This is a genomic window from Pararhizobium sp. P1_E7 (genome assembly GCF_056405855.1).
Genome location: NZ_JBFUBH010000011.1, coordinates 17,809 through 35,351, shown reverse-complemented (window position 1 = coordinate 35,351; position 17,543 = coordinate 17,809). Strand labels below are relative to the sequence as shown.

The 17,543-nt window shown below is 61.1% G+C and carries 18 protein-coding genes; 6 read left to right on the top strand and 12 right to left on the bottom strand.

Annotation, left to right across the window (positions count from 1 at the left end):
- Positions 1-73 precede the first annotated feature (73 nt).
- The 5 genes from AC1D17_RS13970 to AC1D17_RS13950 all read left to right on the top strand — a co-directional run bounded on the left by AC1D17_RS13970 (position 74) and on the right by AC1D17_RS13950 (position 2,491).
- On the top strand, positions 74-388 hold the full coding sequence (locus AC1D17_RS13970; RefSeq protein ID WP_477565999.1) for a metalloregulator ArsR/SmtB family transcription factor: 315 nt from the start codon (positions 74-76) through the stop codon (positions 386-388).
- A complete protein-coding gene (locus AC1D17_RS13965; protein ID WP_477565998.1) occupies positions 385-825 on the top strand; it encodes an SRPBCC family protein in 441 nt (146 codons plus the stop codon). Before AC1D17_RS13970 ends, AC1D17_RS13965 begins: the two co-directional genes overlap by 4 nt.
- Positions 822-1,469: a glutathione S-transferase family protein gene (locus AC1D17_RS13960; protein WP_477565997.1), complete on the top strand. Its 648-nt coding sequence runs from the start codon at positions 822-824 to the stop codon at positions 1,467-1,469. The genes AC1D17_RS13965 and AC1D17_RS13960 overlap by 4 nt, the downstream gene beginning before the upstream one ends.
- Before the next feature lie 160 nt (positions 1,470-1,629).
- Complete coding sequence (locus AC1D17_RS13955) at positions 1,630-1,992, top strand: ArsR/SmtB family transcription factor (protein ID WP_477566080.1); 363 nt, start codon at positions 1,630-1,632, stop codon at positions 1,990-1,992.
- Positions 1,973-2,491, top strand: coding sequence for an SRPBCC family protein (locus AC1D17_RS13950; RefSeq protein WP_477565996.1), 519 nt, complete (start codon positions 1,973-1,975; stop codon positions 2,489-2,491). Before AC1D17_RS13955 ends, AC1D17_RS13950 begins: the two co-directional genes overlap by 20 nt.
- Positions 2,492-2,669: 178 nt before the next feature.
- Here AC1D17_RS13950 and guaA read toward each other — a convergent pair whose 3' ends face one another.
- The 3 genes from guaA to AC1D17_RS13935 all read right to left on the bottom strand — a co-directional run bounded on the left by guaA (position 2,670) and on the right by AC1D17_RS13935 (position 5,627).
- Positions 2,670-4,232, bottom strand: a complete 1,563-nt coding sequence (gene guaA / locus AC1D17_RS13945; RefSeq protein ID WP_477565995.1) for a glutamine-hydrolyzing GMP synthase — start codon at positions 4,230-4,232, stop codon at positions 2,670-2,672.
- A 373-nt stretch (positions 4,233-4,605) separates the two neighbouring features.
- Positions 4,606-5,244: a 5'-methylthioadenosine/S-adenosylhomocysteine nucleosidase gene (locus AC1D17_RS13940; protein WP_477565994.1), complete on the bottom strand. Its 639-nt coding sequence runs from the start codon at positions 5,242-5,244 to the stop codon at positions 4,606-4,608.
- Positions 5,241-5,627: a PaaI family thioesterase gene (locus AC1D17_RS13935; protein ID WP_234937238.1), complete on the bottom strand. Its 387-nt coding sequence runs from the start codon at positions 5,625-5,627 to the stop codon at positions 5,241-5,243. The genes AC1D17_RS13940 and AC1D17_RS13935 overlap by 4 nt, the downstream gene beginning before the upstream one ends.
- 178 nt (positions 5,628-5,805) lie before the next feature.
- Between AC1D17_RS13935 and AC1D17_RS13930 the strand changes: the two genes are divergently transcribed.
- The gene (locus AC1D17_RS13930; protein ID WP_477565993.1) at positions 5,806-6,372 is read left to right on the top strand and encodes an N-acetyltransferase family protein; all 567 of its coding nucleotides are present in this window, start codon (positions 5,806-5,808) and stop codon (positions 6,370-6,372) included.
- Positions 6,373-6,390: 18 nt separating this feature from the next.
- Here AC1D17_RS13930 and AC1D17_RS13925 read toward each other — a convergent pair whose 3' ends face one another.
- From AC1D17_RS13925 to queG, 9 genes are all read right to left on the bottom strand, one after another.
- Positions 6,391-7,497 (bottom strand): DUF1513 domain-containing protein, encoded by a 1,107-nt coding sequence (locus tag AC1D17_RS13925; RefSeq protein ID WP_477565992.1) that lies wholly within the window; start codon positions 7,495-7,497, stop codon positions 6,391-6,393.
- A 227-nt stretch (positions 7,498-7,724) separates the two neighbouring features.
- A complete protein-coding gene (locus tag AC1D17_RS13920) occupies positions 7,725-8,714 on the bottom strand; it encodes a magnesium transporter CorA family protein (RefSeq protein ID WP_477565991.1) in 990 nt (329 codons plus the stop codon).
- 217 nt (positions 8,715-8,931) lie between these two features.
- A complete protein-coding gene (locus AC1D17_RS13915) occupies positions 8,932-10,059 on the bottom strand; it encodes an imelysin family protein (RefSeq protein ID WP_477565990.1) in 1,128 nt (375 codons plus the stop codon).
- Positions 10,059-11,648: a di-heme oxidoreductase family protein gene (locus AC1D17_RS13910; protein WP_477565989.1), complete on the bottom strand. Its 1,590-nt coding sequence runs from the start codon at positions 11,646-11,648 to the stop codon at positions 10,059-10,061. Before AC1D17_RS13910 ends, AC1D17_RS13915 begins: the two co-directional genes overlap by 1 nt.
- 50 nt (positions 11,649-11,698) lie before the next feature.
- Positions 11,699-12,979: an imelysin family protein gene (locus AC1D17_RS13905; protein WP_477565988.1), complete on the bottom strand. Its 1,281-nt coding sequence runs from the start codon at positions 12,977-12,979 to the stop codon at positions 11,699-11,701.
- A 228-nt stretch (positions 12,980-13,207) separates the two neighbouring features.
- Positions 13,208-14,497 carry an RsmB/NOP family class I SAM-dependent RNA methyltransferase gene (locus AC1D17_RS13900; protein WP_477565987.1) on the bottom strand — a complete coding sequence of 430 codons (1,290 nt, stop codon included), beginning with the start codon at positions 14,495-14,497 and terminating at the stop codon, positions 13,208-13,210.
- A gap of 148 nt (positions 14,498-14,645) precedes the next feature.
- A complete protein-coding gene (locus AC1D17_RS13895; RefSeq protein ID WP_477565986.1) occupies positions 14,646-14,978 on the bottom strand; it encodes a septal ring lytic transglycosylase RlpA family protein in 333 nt (110 codons plus the stop codon).
- A 527-nt stretch (positions 14,979-15,505) separates the two neighbouring features.
- Complete coding sequence (locus AC1D17_RS13890; RefSeq protein ID WP_477565985.1) at positions 15,506-16,378, bottom strand: SDR family oxidoreductase; 873 nt, start codon at positions 16,376-16,378, stop codon at positions 15,506-15,508.
- Positions 16,378-17,538 carry a tRNA epoxyqueuosine(34) reductase QueG gene (gene queG, locus AC1D17_RS13885; RefSeq protein WP_477565984.1) on the bottom strand — a complete coding sequence of 387 codons (1,161 nt, stop codon included), beginning with the start codon at positions 17,536-17,538 and terminating at the stop codon, positions 16,378-16,380. Before queG ends, AC1D17_RS13890 begins: the two co-directional genes overlap by 1 nt.
- Positions 17,539-17,543: the final 5 nt, after the last annotated feature.

Sequence of the window (17,543 nt, the reverse complement as noted above, 5' to 3'; positions counted from 1 at the left end):
AAACGCCCAGCGTTTGACTCCACCAGCCAAAAGCGCAATACTTCACTACATGGTGAAGTATCAAGCATCAGCTATGGACCGCACATTCGCCGCGCTCGCCGATCCCACGCGGCGGCACGTTCTGCTGCGGTTGAAGGAAGAGCCCGGACTTTCTGTGAGCGAGCTTGCCCGGCCGTTTTCGCTGAAGCTTCCTGGAATGATGAAACATCTGGATGTCCTGTCCGATGCAGGATTGATCACGCGGACAAAATCCGGTCGCACCGTGTCGGTCAACCTTTCGGTCGGGCCGATGCAGGAGGCGATGGAGTGGCTCAAACGCTATGAACGCCTCTGGACGGCCAGTCTCGATCGCCTTGTTGCGCTCGTGGAAGAGGATGACAAGCGATGACCGATATATTGCCGAGCGTGACCATCATGCGCAGAATAAAGGCATCGCCCGCCAAGGTTTGGGCGGCGATCACACAGCCCGAACTCATGATCCAGTGGTGGGGGCCGGATGCGGGGCCGACGCTTCGCGCCGAGGCTGACGTCCGGCCCGGAGGCCGCTTCAGCGTTGCGTTCCAGCTGCTGAATGGCGAGGTGCACAACCCCACCGGAGTTTATCGGGAAKTCGCTCCTGAGAAGAAGCTGGTTTTCACCTGGGAATGGCCGGGAATGCCGGAACGGGAATCGCTGGTCACGTTTCGGTTGCTGCCGTTTGAGGGCGGCACCGAACTGACCTTGATCCACGAACGTCTGCCCGACGAAGAGGCGCGTAAAAGTCATGAGGAAGGCTGGAGCGGCCTCCTCGACAAACTACCCGTTTTTCTTGGAGTTGCTGAATGACCGACCTCATTCTCACGACCTTCGATTGGGTTCCCGAAATGCCGCGCGGCTATGTGCGCGACATCCGAGTGCGCTGGGCCCTGGAGGAGGCAAGCCTGCCCTACCGGGTCGAGAGAGTACCCTTTGGCGACCGGAATGCCGAGCATTTCGCCCACCAGCCCTTCGGCCAGGTGCCGTGGTTGACCGATGGAGACATCTCGATCTTCGAAAGCGGCGCGATCCTGCTTCATCTCGGCGAGCGCAGTGACGCGCTGATGCCTGCCGATCCGCATGGTCGCAGTGATGTTAAGAAATGGCTGTTCGCGGCGCTCAACTCTGTCGAGGCAGCCAGCCTGCCATGGTCGCTGTTCATCTTTTCCGGAAACACCGGCGACACGCCCGTATGGAAGCTCTTTGATGGCTTCCTCCACCAGCACCGGCTCAAGCACCTGGAGCCGGTGCTGGCGGAACGGGAATGGCTGGCCGGACGTTTTTCCGTGGCCGACATCCTGATGGCGGACGTGCTGCGGCTGGTCGATCGGTTTGACGGACTAGCGACACATCCCGCTTGTCGCGACTATGTCGCCCGCGCAACGGCCCGCCCGTCCTTTGTGAAGGCACATGCCGACCAGATGGCGCATTTTGCTGCGGCAGATGCAGCTTGAGATATTCTGAGGCAGCCCAGTTCCGGCAGCGCGCGATCATTCTTTAGCCGCGTGCCAGGCCCCATGTTCATCAACGCAGGACGCGTCCCGTAAGGACTGCGGCTGGCTGACCGCGCCTCCCCTTGCATGCAGCCAATCCATGCGCTATATACTGAACCATATGGTTCAGTATTTCAGCCCCCGTCTCGACGCATCGTTTGCCGCGCTCTCGGACGCCACCCGACGCGGCGTTCTGGAGCAGCTCGGACGATCAGACGCTTCGATCACGGAGCTTGCCGAGAAGTTCCACATGACCCTCACGGGCATGAAGAAGCACGTCGGTGTCCTGGAGCAGGCGGGGCTCGTCACGACGGAGAAGGTCGGGCGCGTGCGGACCTGMAAGCTCGGCCGACGCAGACTGGAGGAAGAGGCGGCATGGATCGAGAGCTACCGCCAGCTCTGGGGCGCACGCTTCGATGAATTGGACAAGGTTGTCGAGGAATTGAAACGGAAGGAGAAAATCGATGGACCAACGAAGAGATAGTGAATCCACTCCCGTGGATAACCGCACGACGGTCGAACGGAAGTCCGAGCGCGAGCTCGTCGTTACGCGAACCTTCGACGGCCCGGTGCGCATCGTGTTCGAGGCCTGGACCAAACCCGAGCTGTTCATGCGGTGGTGGGCTCCGAAGTCGACAGGCGTGCCCATGCTTTCCTGCGAGATGGATGTTCGTACCGGAGGCAGCTACCGCGTCGAGTTTGGCCACGATCCCTCAGAGCCAATGGCATTTTTGGGCAAGTACATCGAAGTGATACCGAACGCGCGCCTCGTCTGGACGAATGAGGAAAGCGATGACGGTGCCGTGACCACGGTGACCTTCGAGGAAAAAGGCGACAAGACACTGCTGGTCCTGCACGAACTCTATCCCTCGAAGGAAGCGCTCGACGAGGCCATCATCGGGATGGAAGGTGGGATGCCCGAGCAGTTTGAGCAGCTGGACGAGCTTCTTCTCACCCTGTGCGCAAGCATGGGAGGGTCATGACGTCGTCGACCTCTCGCGGGCGGGGTCCGGCGCTTCACTACTCCGCATTTCTGCAAAGCGGCGCAGATCTTACCTGACGGTCAGAAATGAAGAGCGTCAGAAATCGAGAGACGGACTGAAACGACGGTCGAACGGCGGCGGACATTGCCGCTGAACTCCGCCACTGCCCCGTCCGGCGCTATTCCCACTCGATCGTGCCGGGCGGCTTGCTCGTCACATCATAGACGACGCGGTTGATGCCGCGAACTTCGTTGATGATCCGGGTGGCGGCGCGGCCGAGGAAATCCATGTCGTAGTGATAGAAATCCGCGGTCATGCCGTCGACGGATGTGACGGCGCGAAGGGCGCAGACGAATTCGTAGGTGCGGCCGTCGCCCATGACGCCGACGGTCTGCACGGGAAGCAGCACGGCAAAGGCCTGCCAGATGGCGTCGTAGAGACCGGCCTTGCGGATTTCGTCGAGATAGACGGCGTCTGCCTCGCGCAGGATTTCGAGCTTTTCACGGGTGATGCCGCCCGGGCAGCGGATGGCAAGGCCCGGACCCGGGAAGGGATGGCGGCCGATGAAGCTATCGGGCAGGCCGAGCTCCTTGCCAAGAACGCGGACTTCGTCCTTGAACAGTTCGCGCAGCGGCTCGACCAAGGACATGTTCATCCGGGCCGGCAGGCCGCCGACATTGTGGTGCGACTTGATGGTGACCGACGGGCCGCCGGTGAACGAGACGCTTTCGATCACATCCGGATAGAGCGTGCCCTGGGCGAGGAATTCGGCGCCGCCGAGCTTCTTGGCTTCCGCTTCGAAGACGTCGATGAATAGGCGGCCGATAGTCTTGCGCTTGGTTTCCGGGTCGCTTTCGCCTTCCAGCGCATTGATGAACATATCGGACGCATCGACATGCACCAGATGCAGATTGTAGTGCTCCTTGAACATGGCAACGACATCGGCCGCCTCGTTCTTGCGCATCAGGCCGTGGTCGACGAGGATGCAGGTCAGCTGGTCGCCGACCGCTTCATGGATGAGCAGGGCCGCAACGGAGGAGTCCACGCCGCCGGACAGGCCGCAGATGACGCGCTTGTCGCCGACCTGCTTGCGGATTTCGGCAACGGCCTTTTCGCGGTAGGCGGCCATCGACCAGTCACCCTTGAGGCCGGCGATCTTGTGGACGAAATTGGCCAGAAGCTTGGCACCGTCGGGCGTGTGGACGACTTCCGGATGGAACTGCACGGCGTAGAATTTCTTCGCCTCGTTGGCGATGAAGGCAAACGGCGCATTCGGCGAAGTGGCAACGACTTCGAAGCCGGCCGGGATCGCGGTGACGCGGTCGCCATGGCTCATCCAGACCTGGTGGCGGGAACCGACGGTCCAGATGCCATCGTAAAGCGCGCATTCCTTGTCGATCTCGATGAAGGCGCGGCCGAATTCGCGGTGATGACCGGCCTCGACCTTGCCGCCGAGCTGTTCGCACATGGTCTGCTGGCCATAGCAGATGCCGAGAACCGGCAGGCCGCTGTCGAACACCATCTGCGGGGCCCGCGGCGAGCCGATGTCGAGCGTCGAGGCCGGGCTGCCGGACAGGATGATCGCCTTCGGGTTCAGCCGTTTGAAGCCTTCCTCGGCCGACTGGAAGGGCACGATCTCGCAATAGACGCCGGTCTCGCGGACGCGCCGAGCGATCAGCTGCGTGACCTGGCTGCCGAAATCGACAATGAGAACGGTATCGGGATGGACTGTCGCTGTCATGACGCGCTTCCGCTGGCTTGGAACTATCTAATGGGGAACTAATACCAAGGATCGATGATAGGAGCCCATAGGATCGGCTCGATCTTCGTTTCGGGCAAGGAGAGGCTCTTGCACGATGCTTTCGCATCGTGCAAGAGCCTCGACGCCRCCGGAAGCGAAGAGAAGCCGACCGAAGGTGGCACATACCGGCCTTTCGGCGTCGTTGCGTCCCTCGACCGATGCGTATGCATCGCTCTTCGCAACGCGCCTCGCCGAAAGGCCGGTATGTGCCATCCTATGGGTTCCTATCACCGATCCTTGGTATAAGGCGAGCCTTTAAATAAAGGCGGCGCCAAGCGCAACGATTACATTGCACCCGGACAATTTTGCGGCCTCAGAGGGCGATTTCGCCGGTTTTAACGGCATTTTCCAGTGCATCGACCGCAGCCGCCAGCTTCTCATCGATCACGTGCAGATATTCGGTCCAGTCGCCAATGTGCTTGAGTTCAGCCTTGCCGTCGGAAATGCCGCGCAGGCCAATCAGGGAAATACCGAACGATTGGCAGGCCCGAAGGACCGCGAAGGTTTCCATTTCGACCACGTCGGCCGCTATGGTTTCGTAAGTCGCGCCGGAGACGATATTGGCGCCCGTCGAGAGACTTGCCGTTTTGACACCAGGAATGCGCAACGGCAGATCGACGGTGACAGGCAGATCGAGAAACGGCGTCGCGCCCTTTTCAAAGCCGAGCGGCGAGGCATCCATGTCACGATAGGCGACGGAGGTCGCCTGATAAACTTCGGCCTGTTCCAGCCGTGCCGAGCCGGCCGAGCCGAGCGAGACGACAAGATCGGGCAGGCTGTCGCGACCGGCCAGCTCGGCCAGCGTGCGTGTCAGCGTCACGGCTGCCTCGACCGGACCGACGCCCGTCATCAGCGGAGAGATACGCTCGCGCAGGTGCACGCCGTATTCAGCATCGACGGCCATGACATAGAGCAGCGTCTTGCCCGCCACCTGTTGCAGTTCGAAACTCATCCTTCAATTCCCTCGCGTCCGCGGATCACCATCATCGTGCCGGTCATCGAGGCGATCAGCTTGGCCGGACCATCCTGCGAAATCGCGTAGCCGCGGCCATCGGAAACGATGATCGTCGTGCCGGGTTTCGTGACTTCGCCGCGAAACAGGAAGCGTTCGCCGCGGCCCGGCGACATCAGGTTGACCTTGAATTCGATGGTGAGGATGGAGGCGTCGGGATCGATCACCGAATAGGCGGCATAGGTGCCCGCCGCATCGAGCGCTGCCGAAATGATGCCCGCATGCAGGAAACCATGCTGCTGCGTCAGCTTCTCATCGAACGGAAGTTCGATCTCCACCGAACCCTGCTCCACCCGCGTCAACTCCGCGCCGATGGTCGCCATCGCGGCCTGCCTGCCGAAACTGTTGCGGATACGTTCGCGAAATTCCACCGTGTACTCTCATAGTCTGTGTTCGGTTGCACGGACAGTCGCATGGCGGAAAAACAAGGGCAAGCCTCATTGGCGCTGCGGAGCCACAACCCGCTTTACAATCGCATCACGCAATCCCCATATCGGTCGCATGGCCCATATCGATCACATGGATCAGCCCTTCGAAATCAGACCCGGTACCGGCGACGACCTGTTCATGATCGCCGGCGTGCTGGTCGATACCTGGCGCTCGGCCTTTCGCGGATTGCTGGCGGACGGCTTTCTCGACGGGCTGTCGCGCGAGGAGCAGGCCGTGCGCCACGCCCGGCGCATGGGCGAGCCGGGCGTCTCCTATCTCGTCGCCACCGAGCCATCGGCAGGAGACGTCATCGGCTTTGCCAATTTCGGGCCGGCGCGCGGCCGCCTGCCCGCCCATATCCATGAACTCTATGCGCTTTATGTCCGGGCGGAATATCAGGGCGCGGGCATCGGCAGCGCGCTTGTCCGTTCGATGGCGGTCCATTGTGCCGGGCAAGGTGCCACATCGCTCTTCGCCTGGGTGCTGGCCGGCAATCCCAATCGAGGCTTCTACGAGCGGCTGGGCGCAAAGGCGGTCGAAACCGGCAGGATCGGGCTCGGCGACCAGAGCTACGAGCAAGTCGCCTATCTCTGGGACGATATCGCCGCGCTGGCCCGAACCACCGGCGGCCCCTCGTGAGCCGCAGACAGCCGGATATCAGAGCGTTCCAAGCCTGACGATATGCTGGTCCCAGGCGACTTTGCTCTGCGTGCCGCCGAACTGCCCCGAATAGGACGATGCGACGAAACCGTGCGCTGCTGGCGCAATCCCGGCTGCATCGGCAAGGCGCTCCTGCTTGAGCACCGCTCCCGTTTTCGCATCGACCGTGACCGCCGTTCCGCCCTTTGGTGACGCCAGCCCGATCAACCCATCGCGCCGGTTGACCGCGATGGCGCCGACATAATTGGCGAGCGCGAGCGTCGCGTCTTCCGGCAGTTCAAGAAAGCGGATGTCCTCACCGCGCGCAAACGAGCCGGCCAGCGGCGGCAGGTCGTTGCGGGCGCCCTCGTACTGGCAGGCGAACCAGACCTTGCCATCCGCATCGATATCGACATGGCGGGTCGAGAGCTGCCGCAGATTGTCAGGCATGGCATGGCGCTCGATCAGCGCACCGGTGGCGGTGTCGATCAGCGCCAGCGATGGCTCCATATGGTCGAGATTGAGCTTGGTGCGGCCGAAATCCGGATGGGTTTCGATACCGCCATTGGCCACGGCGAGCATGTGGCCATCACCCGACAGGGTCATGTCGTGCGGACCGATGCCATAGGAGGGAAACTCGCCGACGCGGGAAAAGCTGCCGGTGCCGTCATAAACGCCAATCATGCCGCGATTGCCTGCAAAATCGTTCTCCGTGGCATAAAGCAGACGTCCATCCGCTGAAAAGCAACCGTGGCCATAAAAGTGCCGGCCTTCGACGGAGGTGATAACGACCGGCTCCATGTTGCCATCCGGTGCGAAAATCATCGCATAGGTGCCCGGCCGTCGGGCAAAGGCGACGGCGCGGTTGGTAACCGGCGAATAGGTCATGCCATGCGCACGGGCGGGCAGCGGCACCCGCTCGATGATCGCCCCCTCCTCCGTCAGTGTCGCCACACCATAGGACCCATCGGGCGCCCTGAAGGCGGAGGCGTAGACGGCATCGGTAAGCGACAGGGCGAAGGCGGCTTGCGGCGCCAGTGTTGCCGCCCATGCAGCACCGGCCATTTTAAGGAAGGTGCGGCGGCCGGTGAGGATCGCTTCCCTGGAGCTGTTTCGATACGCCATAAGATTTCCGTCAGCATAGAGTTGCCGTTGACCGGTTTGGCTTCTCATCCTCCGCTATTCCTGTCCTCGGGCTTGACCCGAGGGATGTCGCAGGAATCCAGCCATGCGACGCCCGTCGCGTGAAAGTATCTTTCGCGGACTGACCTGAGCGTGCTGGATCCCGCCACAACGCCTGACATGACGGAGAGCGAGGTTTTTACCGAACTCAACATTCTGCAATTGCCCGATTAAAGCCAGCCCCGCCGCTTGAAATAGAGGAACGGCAGGAAGGCCGACAGCACCATCATGAACAGCGCCATCGGATAGCCGAACTGGAATTTCAGCTCCGGCATGACATCGAAGTTCATGCCATAGATCGAGGCGACCAGCGTCGGCGGCAGGAAGACGACGGCGGCCACCGAAAAAATCTTGATGATCTGGTTCTGCTCCAGGTTGATCAGCCCCAGCGTCGCATCGAGCAGGAAATTGATCTTGTTCGACAGGAACAGCGCGTGGTCACCGAGCGAAGCGGCATCGCGCTGGATCAGCTTGATCCGCTGGCGGCTTTCCTTGATCGCCTTGCGCGTGCCGATACCATCCAGCGCCGTATGATAGGCAACCAGACGCCCGACACTGACGAGACTTTCGCGGATGACGCTGAGAAAATCCCCCTTCTGACCGATCTGCTCGATCAGCGACTGCAGGTCGCGGGTCTTTTTCGTGGCGCTGGAATTGGTCTTGCGAAACACCTCCCGCGAGATGCCGTCGATTTCGTTGCCGGTTCGCTCCAAAGCGTCAGCCGTGCGGTCGATCATCGCTTCCAGAAGCCCGAGCATGACCAGCTCGCCGCTTTCGCAGGAAACACCGTTCAGGCGCTGCATACGTGCTGCATAGAGATGAAACGGCTTCGGGTCGGCATGACGGACCGTTACCAGCGTGTTGCCCTTCAGGATGAAGGTGACGGGCACCTTGACCGGATTGTCGCCGTCAAGCTCGGTTGCAGCCGTCATGGTCATGAACTCGGCGCCGTCCTCCTGATACAGGCGATCGGACAGTTCGATTTCCTGCATTTCGTCGCGCGTCGGGATTTCGATGCCAAGATGCTGCTCGACGATGCGGGTTTCGTCCTGGGCGGGATTGAACAGATCGAACCATACGATCGGAGTAGCTTCACCCAGTTCGGTTGAGGCTTCGATCAGGGCAAGGTGATTGTTCTGGCTTGTGTAGATGCGCAGCATATAGGGTTCCAATCTGGCAAGTCTTCGACCGCCAGCGGAAACCCCTTGCTATCAGGGCCTGACGATCGGGAGAATCGAAGCGCTACTTCGACTGTCGGGGTTCATGATCCGTTGATCCTTGTTTGGCCGTGTTCGCGTGCGGAACACGGCCGATCCATTGCGCCAATGTTCGTTTGTTGTCAACCGCTTGCTATCAGCGGAAATATGTCGGTTTGGCTCAATCCCCATCGGCAAACGAGAAGCCAGCGCCGAGTCCGATGGCTGCACCGAAATCGAGATTGAGCCGCTGCAGGACATCATTGGTGTTCTGCAAGATGCGGTTCAGCCTGCCGCGCTGTTCGCTATCGGCAATCGCCTCGTCGATCGGCAAATCGATCTCGTCGAGGTCATCGACGATGGCCTGCAGCAGATAGTTCACGGCGCTGACCACATCATCGTTTCCGTCCGGCAAGAGCGCCTGCATATCGGCAGCGTCAAACAGGGTCTGCAGAGCGGTAAAATTCGCCGAGAGCGCCGGCATCGTATTGCCGGAGCGCCAGTAGATCGCCATTTTCGGGTGCCCCTTGTCGGGCTCGCCCTTGATGATGCCCGCATAGAATGGCCGCAGCCGCTGGTCCCGGATGCTTTCCACACCGTGGACGAGGACGCCGAGCAGTTCGGTCGCTGCTTCCTTGCCGTCGCGGTAAACAGGATTATCCGGACCGGGATTTTTCCAGGCGGCCTGGATCCCATCGGGCTTTTCCCACTCGGCATGAAGGTCGCCGGCGACGGCTTTCAGGTTGTCGGCGATGGCTGCGCCGTAACGGCAGCGGAAACCGTTCTTTTCCGCCGGCAGGACGTCGGCCCCGGTGCCGTAAAGCACATATTCCAGCGCGCCGAGCCCCTGCGCCGCAACGCTCTTGCCCTTCAGCGTTTCCGCCGCGGTGGCCGTCTCGTCATTCGTTGCCAGTATGCGCTGGACCTGTTTCAGGCCGGTGCTCTTGCGATCCGGGAAAAACAGGAAGCGCTCGAAACGGTTGGCTTCGATGACCGGCCCCACCCGAACGATCTCGATTGCCGACCATTGCTGGACGACCTCGTCAAAGCTCATCTGCACATCGCCCAGTGTCTCGGCCGACGGCTTTTCGCAGAGCGTGTGTGCGGCTTCAGCGAGCGTTTCCGTTCCCTCCAGCAGATCGCGGTAGCCGGGACGGATGAAATCATCGACAGCCTTCTGCATGACGCTGGGAACGGCATCCAGGTTCAATCCGGCGCGCGGCGCGGCCGCCTCTTCATCTTCCGCCATGGCCGGCAGCGAAAGGAAGGCAAGGCAAAGACCGAGAAGCAGGATATGCCGGTGACGCATCAAAGGGACTCCAGAAAAGTAATCAGGGCTTGTCTATCGGCTTTTTCCAGCGCGGCAAACCGGTCGCGGGCTTTTGTTGCCTCACCGCCATGCCAGAGGATCGCTTCCGTCAGATTGCGGGCGCGGCCATCGTGCAGAAAGAACGTGTGCCCGCTCACCACCTTGGTCAGGCCGATGCCCCAGAGCGGCGGTGTACGCCATTCGCTGCCCGACGCCACGCCCACCGGCTGACCATCGGCAAGGCCTTCGCCCATGTCATGCAGCAGAAAATCGGAATAGGGCCAGATCAGCTGGAACGCGTGCGCCTTGTTGGCGGCATCGCGGCGCGTGACGAATTTCGGCACATGGCAAGAAACGCAGCCGCTTTGATAAAACACCTTCTTGCCGGCAAGCGTTTCGGCAAAGCTCGCCTTGCGCCGCGCCGGCACGGCCAGGTTCTCGGAATAGAAGGTGATGAGATCGAGGACGGGATCCGGCGCTTCCGTGTCACCAAGGCGCGCCTGCACGCCGTCTGCCATCGCCAGGCAGGCGGTCTGGGCGGGCGTGCAATCGCCATGGCTGCGCCGGGCATCAGGCGACGAGATGCCGATGTCGCCAGCCAGGGCATCGGCTGCCTGCTGACGCACCGTTGCGTTCTGCGCCTTCCAGCCGAAACGGCCGAGCGCCAGATCGCGCGATTGCGGATCGCGAACCACGGCCATCTTGCCGCTGATGCCATCGCCATCTCCGTCGTCCGGATCGGCATTGGCGATGATATCGGCAGGATGGATAGCCTCGACAAGACCAAGCCCGGACATCACCTGCGTCACCCGTGGCGACAGGCTGGTCGCCGGATCGAGCGCGCCATAACCGGGCTTGTCGACCCAATAGTGCGGCTTGCGCAACGAGACGATATCTCCGCCGGCAAGCTTCACCGGGATTTCGGTATAGCTGATCCGCATATGGCCTTCGGCGGCAAGGCCCGGCACCGCGCTATCCTGCAATTGCTGGCCATAGACGGGATCGGGGAAATTCAGCACCTCATGCGTAGCGATCGCCGCGCGCTCGGCATCGGTTTTTGGCGCACGGGCAAGCCGCAGGAACATCGACGTCGCGTCCGCTGATCCCTCTGGTGGATGGCCGCGGCCGTCCTTCAGATGGCAGGTCTGGCAGGCGCGGGCATTGTAGAGTGGCCCAAGACCGTCCGATGCCTGCGTCGAGGAGGGCGATGAGACCCAGAGTTTGCGAAACAGCGCATTACCGAGCTTGAAGCTTCCTTCTTCTTGAAAGGTAATATTGGACGAGAACTGCGAAAGGCTATCCTGATTGACGGACGCGATGGACGTGCCTGCGCCGCCGGACATGGCTTCGAACTTTTCGGCCCTGGAAAAATCGGTAGCGGGGCGGGTGACCGTTTGGACACGCGTCCGGTCAGCGTCGGTCAGGTCATCGCGGATGGTGGAGAGCAGGATTTTTCCTGCAAGGCTTTCCGTTTTTGATGCCGGCTCCCCGGCTAAGATACTGCCGCCAAAAACGGAAAAACCGCCCGCCGCTGTCAACAACAGAACGGCAGACGGCAAAATCAGGCGTCGGACGAGCCAAGCACGCATTCAGAAGAAACCGGGCCGCACACCGGAAGCGGCGGCCCGCCTTTGCTTTCTCATTGGAAGACGGCGTTAGGATTATCCAGGCTGTCTGAACCTTCAAGCTCGATTGCGCCGAGATCCAGCGACGCAATGACGCGCTCGACCGTCTTTGCCTGCGCAACCAGGCCATCGATGGCGGCCTGAACGGCGGCATTGCCCTCGGCGTTGCCTTCGCCGATCATCTGGTCGTATTTTTCCACCGTGTCGCCGCGCTTGGYCATAGTCTGCATCGCCGTGACGGTCGTGGCCAGCTTTTCCTTCATTTCCTTGTCGAGCGCCGGATCCTTGGCGGCAACGAGTTCGGACAGCGACGGACCGGTCAGCTTGGTGCCGTCGACCCTGGTGTACTCGCCGGTATAGGCGGCCTGGATGCCGATCGCATCATGCAGATGCGAGTTGTAGGTGTTGTCGGAGAAGCAATCGTGTTCCTCTTCCGGATCATGCAGCAAAAGGCCGAGCTTCATCCGCTCGCCGGCGAGTTCGCCGTAGGAGAGCGAACCCATGCCGGTCAGGATCGCGCCAATGCCGGCCTTGGCATCGGCTTCGACATTTTTGGTGGCAGCGCCGTCCGGCGCCCAGTTGGCGGCCATCTCCTTGAGATCGGACACGAGCAGGTCGCTGGCAGCCTTCAGGTAGGCGGCGCGGCGGTCGCAATTGCCGTTGGTGCAGGCCTTGGCGTCATAGTCCGTATAGGGGCGGTTGCCGGCGCCCGGGCCGGTGCCGTTCAGATCCTGGCCCCAGAGCAGGAATTCGATGGCATGATAGCCGGTGGCGACATTCGCCTCGACGCCGCCTGCTTCCTGCAGCGTGCCTGACAGGAATTCCGGGGTGATGCTGGTCGCGTCCACGTCCTTGCCGTCGATCTTGATCGTCTTGTTGGCGATGACGTTGGCGGTGAACAGCGAATTCTCGTCGCTTTCCGTACCGTAGCTTGGATCGACATAGTCGATCAGGCCTTCATCCAGCGGCCAGGCGTTGACCTTGCCTTCCCACTCGTCAACGATCGGATTGCCGAAACGATAGACTTCGGTTTCCTGGTAGGGATTGCGGGCAGCAAGCCAGGCTTCGCGCGCCGCCTTCAGCGTCGCTTCGCTCGGCGTGGCGATCAGCGCATCAACGGCCTTGTCGAGCGCCTCGGCCGTCGAGAGCGCATCCGAAAATTTGGCATGGGCCACGTCGGCATAATGTTTGACGACGGCAGCGGCATCGGTTGCAGCCTGCGCCGGCTGCAGCGCAAACACCGAGGTTGCGGTGGCGAGCGCCAGTGCGGCGCTGCGAAGGAATGATTTGGTCATGACCTCTCCTGGTAGTTTTCCGGATGAATCCGGCGTTCCCCTCACCCGGTGCACCGGTCGCGCAAGCCGCGCGGCCCAGTGGATGGACGTGGCTGTTCAGCCGGGTTTTCATGAACCAAAACGAAACTTGTGTCAAAGTGTATAGTTTAGAATGCCTTCAATGTGCGAGGCAACAGAAAGGCCACCGCAAGAGCAGCGGCGAACCCGGCTGAAGCCTCTTCACTGCACTCAGCCCTTGCGGCCCATCAGGCAGAAAAAGAACCCGTCGGTGTCGGTGGAGGCCGGCGTCAGCGTTACCGTCTTCATGTCCGCTGACCAGGGCTGCTTCTTGTCGGTGCCGAACAGATCGGCCCAGGCGTCAGCGGCGGACAGGATTTCGAATTCCGGATTGTCCTCGCAGAACGCGTAAACCTGCGCCTCGTTTTCCTCCGGCAGAACCGAACAGGTGACGTAGATCAGGTGACCGCCGGGGCGCACGAAGGATGAGGCACCGGCAAGCGCTTCCTGCTGCTGGCCCAGCCGCTCCTCCAGGTTCTTCTGCGTCAGCCGCCATTTGGTATCCGGGCGGCGGCGCCAGGTACCGGTGCCGGTGCAGGGCGCATCGACCAGGACGCGATCGAACTTGCCGGCAAACGGCTTCAAACCTTCCAGCCGGTCATGGACCTGCACATTGCGGGTGCCCGCGCGCTTGAGGCGCTCGATGATCGGCGCGAGGCGCTTGCGGTCGGTATCGTAGGCATGGATTTGGCCCTTGTTGTTCATGGCCGCCGCCATCGCCAAGGTCTTGCCGCCGCCGCCGGCGCAATAGTCCAGGATCTGATCGCCTTCCTTCGGCATGACCAGGTCGGCAACAATCTGCGAGCCTTCGTCCTGAACCTCGAACCAGCCCTTCTCGAAGGAGATTTCGGCCGTAACATTGGGGAGGCGCGAGGCGCCTTCGCCTGCCTTCACCCGGATACCATTCCGGGCAATCGCCGCCGGCTCGACGCCGCTGCGATCGAGTGCCTTCAACACCTTGTCGCGCGTTGCCTTCAACGTGTTGACACGCAGATCGAGCGCCGGACGGCCGGCTAGCGCCTGCGCTTCTTCAAGCCAGTCTTCATCGAAATTTTCTTCAAAGGACGGCTGAACCCATTCCGGGATATCGCCCTGCACATGGAGTGGCGCATCTTCGAGCTTACGGCTGGCAAAGGCGGCAACCATCCCGGCCGTCAGAGGCTCGGGGGCGAACTTGTCGCCCTCCAGTTCGCCGGCCAGCTCATCGGGCGAAACGCCCCACTGGCGGAACATGACGGCATGCCCGAGCGCCGTGGCGCTGTCGCTATCCATCAGATAGGCATGCGAGAGTTTCATGCGCAGCGCGTCATAGACGATGTTGCCGATCGCGGCACGATCGCCGGACCCGGCGAAACGGTGTGCCAGCCCCCAATCCTTGAGGGCGTCGGCTACGGGACGCTTGCGCGTTTCTATATCGGCAAGAACCTCTATGGCTCCGGCGAGCCTGCCACCCAGTCGCATCGTTCAAACTCCATTTTCCGCCGTGGTAGCGGTGATGGCCGTCAAGAGCAAGCCGGGAGGCGCTTGCGCGTGACGATTGCTGACCAGATGGGAGGCTGTGGTCTCAATCAAACCCGGCCGGAACACATCCCGGACAGGGGTGTTTTCGTCAGCTGACGACGCGATAACAGATGCTGGCAGTGCCTGAGCTGATCATGCCGATATGGGAAGCGGCGGCCTTCGAGAGATCGAGCACGCGGCCGCGAATGAAGGGGCCACGATCGTTGATGCGAACGACGACAGTCTTGCCGTTGCGCTTGTTGGTGACGGCGACCTTGGTGCCGAACTTGAGATTGCGGTGAGCGGCCGTGAGATATTTGGCATTCATCCGCTCGCCGGATGCGGTGCGCGACGAAAGCGCGTACCAGGATGCACCACCGCAGTTGCCGCCCTTGGCCTGGCCTGCTTTGACCTGGCTTGTTGCCGCTTGGCTTGGCGCCATCGATGTAAGAGTTGCCCCCAAGGCAAAAGCTGCCGCTAAAGCAGCAGATGTTAATTTCATCCTGATCAAAAAGATGACCCCTTCGCTTGAAATTTAGATAAACCTTACGAAGGCTTGGGTTGTCGGGGGGAAAAATGGCGAAAAAGTGCTTCAACCTTTAACCTTGCATTAGGAAGTATTGACGATCTACGAAAAATTAAAATTACGAAATTTTGAAATTCTGTCACATAGCTGCAGAAATGCTTTGTATTCAGGCGTTAGTCTGACAGAGGCCACTCACATCGGCATGAACATCTATGGGGTTGATAAAAAGGATTCAATTTTTTGAAATTGGCCGATTCCAGCCAATTTCGAAGCTAGAGAATCCAAGACTCCCTCTATGCGTGTACGATTTTGGCAGCACTACGGAGATATTCTTGCCATTTTTATAGACCAAATGGCCATTGCCGAGCCGATATTTGGCCACAATTCACCACATCTATAAGAAACACAGCATAGACTACCCTGAACATCCGTTACTTGGAAGATTATCCGCGCCAATGGCCGCCATCCCATAATTCCGCTAGCGAAATCCGATAGTCGGGGAAGCGGAAGACAAATCCGAGATCACGCAGGCGTGCATTGGAAACGCGCTTGTTCTCTCCATAAAAGGAGCGGGCCATCGGCGAGAGCTCGGCGGTCTCGAAAGGCATTTCGGGAGGCGGGTCGACGCCCATCAGGCGTGCAGCTTCTGCCACGATATCCTGCGGCGGCGCCGGTTCATGATCGGTGACATTGTAGATGCCGCCAATCGACCGCCCGGAGAGAAAGACGGTAGCGCCGGCAATATCCTCGACACGGATACGGTTGAACACCTGATTGGGCTTGATCAGTCGGCGCGCGGTTCCGGCGGCAAGATTGCAGAATGCATTGCGGCCCGGACCATAGATGCCGGAGAGACGCAGCACCGCGACGGGAATGTTGCTGGCCTGGCCGAAGGCCAGCCACGCCTGTTCAGCGGCGACGCGCTCGACGGAACGGGCGGAGACCGGCTCCAGAGACGCGTCCTCCGCCACCCAGGCGCCGCCATGGTCGCCATAGACGCCAACCGTCGAGAGATAGCCCGCCCATTTCAGGTTCGGCATCAACCCGGCCAGTGACGGCGCTCCGGGACGCATCATGGGATCGCCATCGCGACCCGGCGCAATCGACTGGACCAGATGCGTCGCGCGTTTCATGACGGCGGCAAGTTCCGGCGAAATCGTCGTGCCGTCATAGACGAGGGCATCGATGCCCAGTGCGTGCAGGCCGGCGAGCTTGTCTTGCGATCGCGTCGTTCCCGTCACAGATACCGCCAGGGGTAAAAAAGCCTTGGCGATTGCCGAGCCGGAGAACCCGGCGCCCAAAACCAGAACATGCATCACACCACTCCTGCCAATTTCCATTCGGCGAGAACCTCGGGATCGGTCTCCCCGGCCTGTCTTGCCGCAAATTTCGCGAAGTCGCCAGCGGTCATAAGCCGCGAAAGCGCCCAGACCGCCATCCCCCGCACGGTCGCCGAGGGATCGGCCGACAGGGAAAGACAAAGATCGACGAGACCGTCCTCACCGGAATTGCCGGCGGCAATCAGACAGTTGCGCACGAACCGGTCCCTGCCGATGCGCTTGACCGGCGAGCCGGAAAAGAACGTGCGGAACGCGCTATCGTCGAGCGTCAGCAGAAACGACAGCGGCGGCTCTTTCATATCCTCGCGCGCCTTCAGCTTCATCTCGGAGGCGGCGGCTGCAAACTTGTTCCAGGGGCAGGCCGCAAGACAGTCGTCGCAGCCATAGATACGGTTGCCGATCTTGGGACGAATGGACGGATCGATCGGCCCCTTGTGCTCGATCGTCAGGTAGGAAATGCAGCGGCGTGCGTCGATCCGGTAAGGTGCGGGGAAAGCATCGGTCGGACAGGCGTCGAGACAGGCGCGGCAGGAGCCGCAGTGATCCTGTTCCGGCGCGTCGACCAGAAGGTCGGCCGTGGTGAACAGGCTGCCGAGAAAAAGCCAGGACCCGAATTCGCGGCTGACGAGATTGGTGTGCTTGCCCTGCCAGCCGAGCCCCGCCTGCTCGGCGAGCGGCTTTTCCATCACCGGCGCGGTATCGACGAAGACCTTGACGTCCTCGCCCGCCCTTGCCGCAAAGCGGGTCGCGACCTCTTTCAGCTTGCCCTTGATGACATCGTGATAATCGCGGTTGCGGGCATAGACGGAGATGGCGCCGAGGGCAGGCTTGTCGAGAATAGAGCGCGGGTCCTCGTCCGGCCCATAATTCATGCCGAACAGCACAACAGAGCGCACATCGCTCCAGAGCACGCGTGGATCGGCCCGGCGGACGGCGGTTTCGGCCATCCAGTCCATCGTGCCGTGATATCCTTCCGCGAGGAAATCGGCGAGTCGCTCCGGCGCTTGCGGAATGGAATCGGGAAGCGTCACCCGGCAGACATCAAACCCCTTGTCGCGGGCCTCGTCCTTCAGGAAGCTGGTCAGCGTCCGGCGCCTCTTGTCATGCTTCTCCTCAAGGAGCGCATTGCCGGGCACAGCCG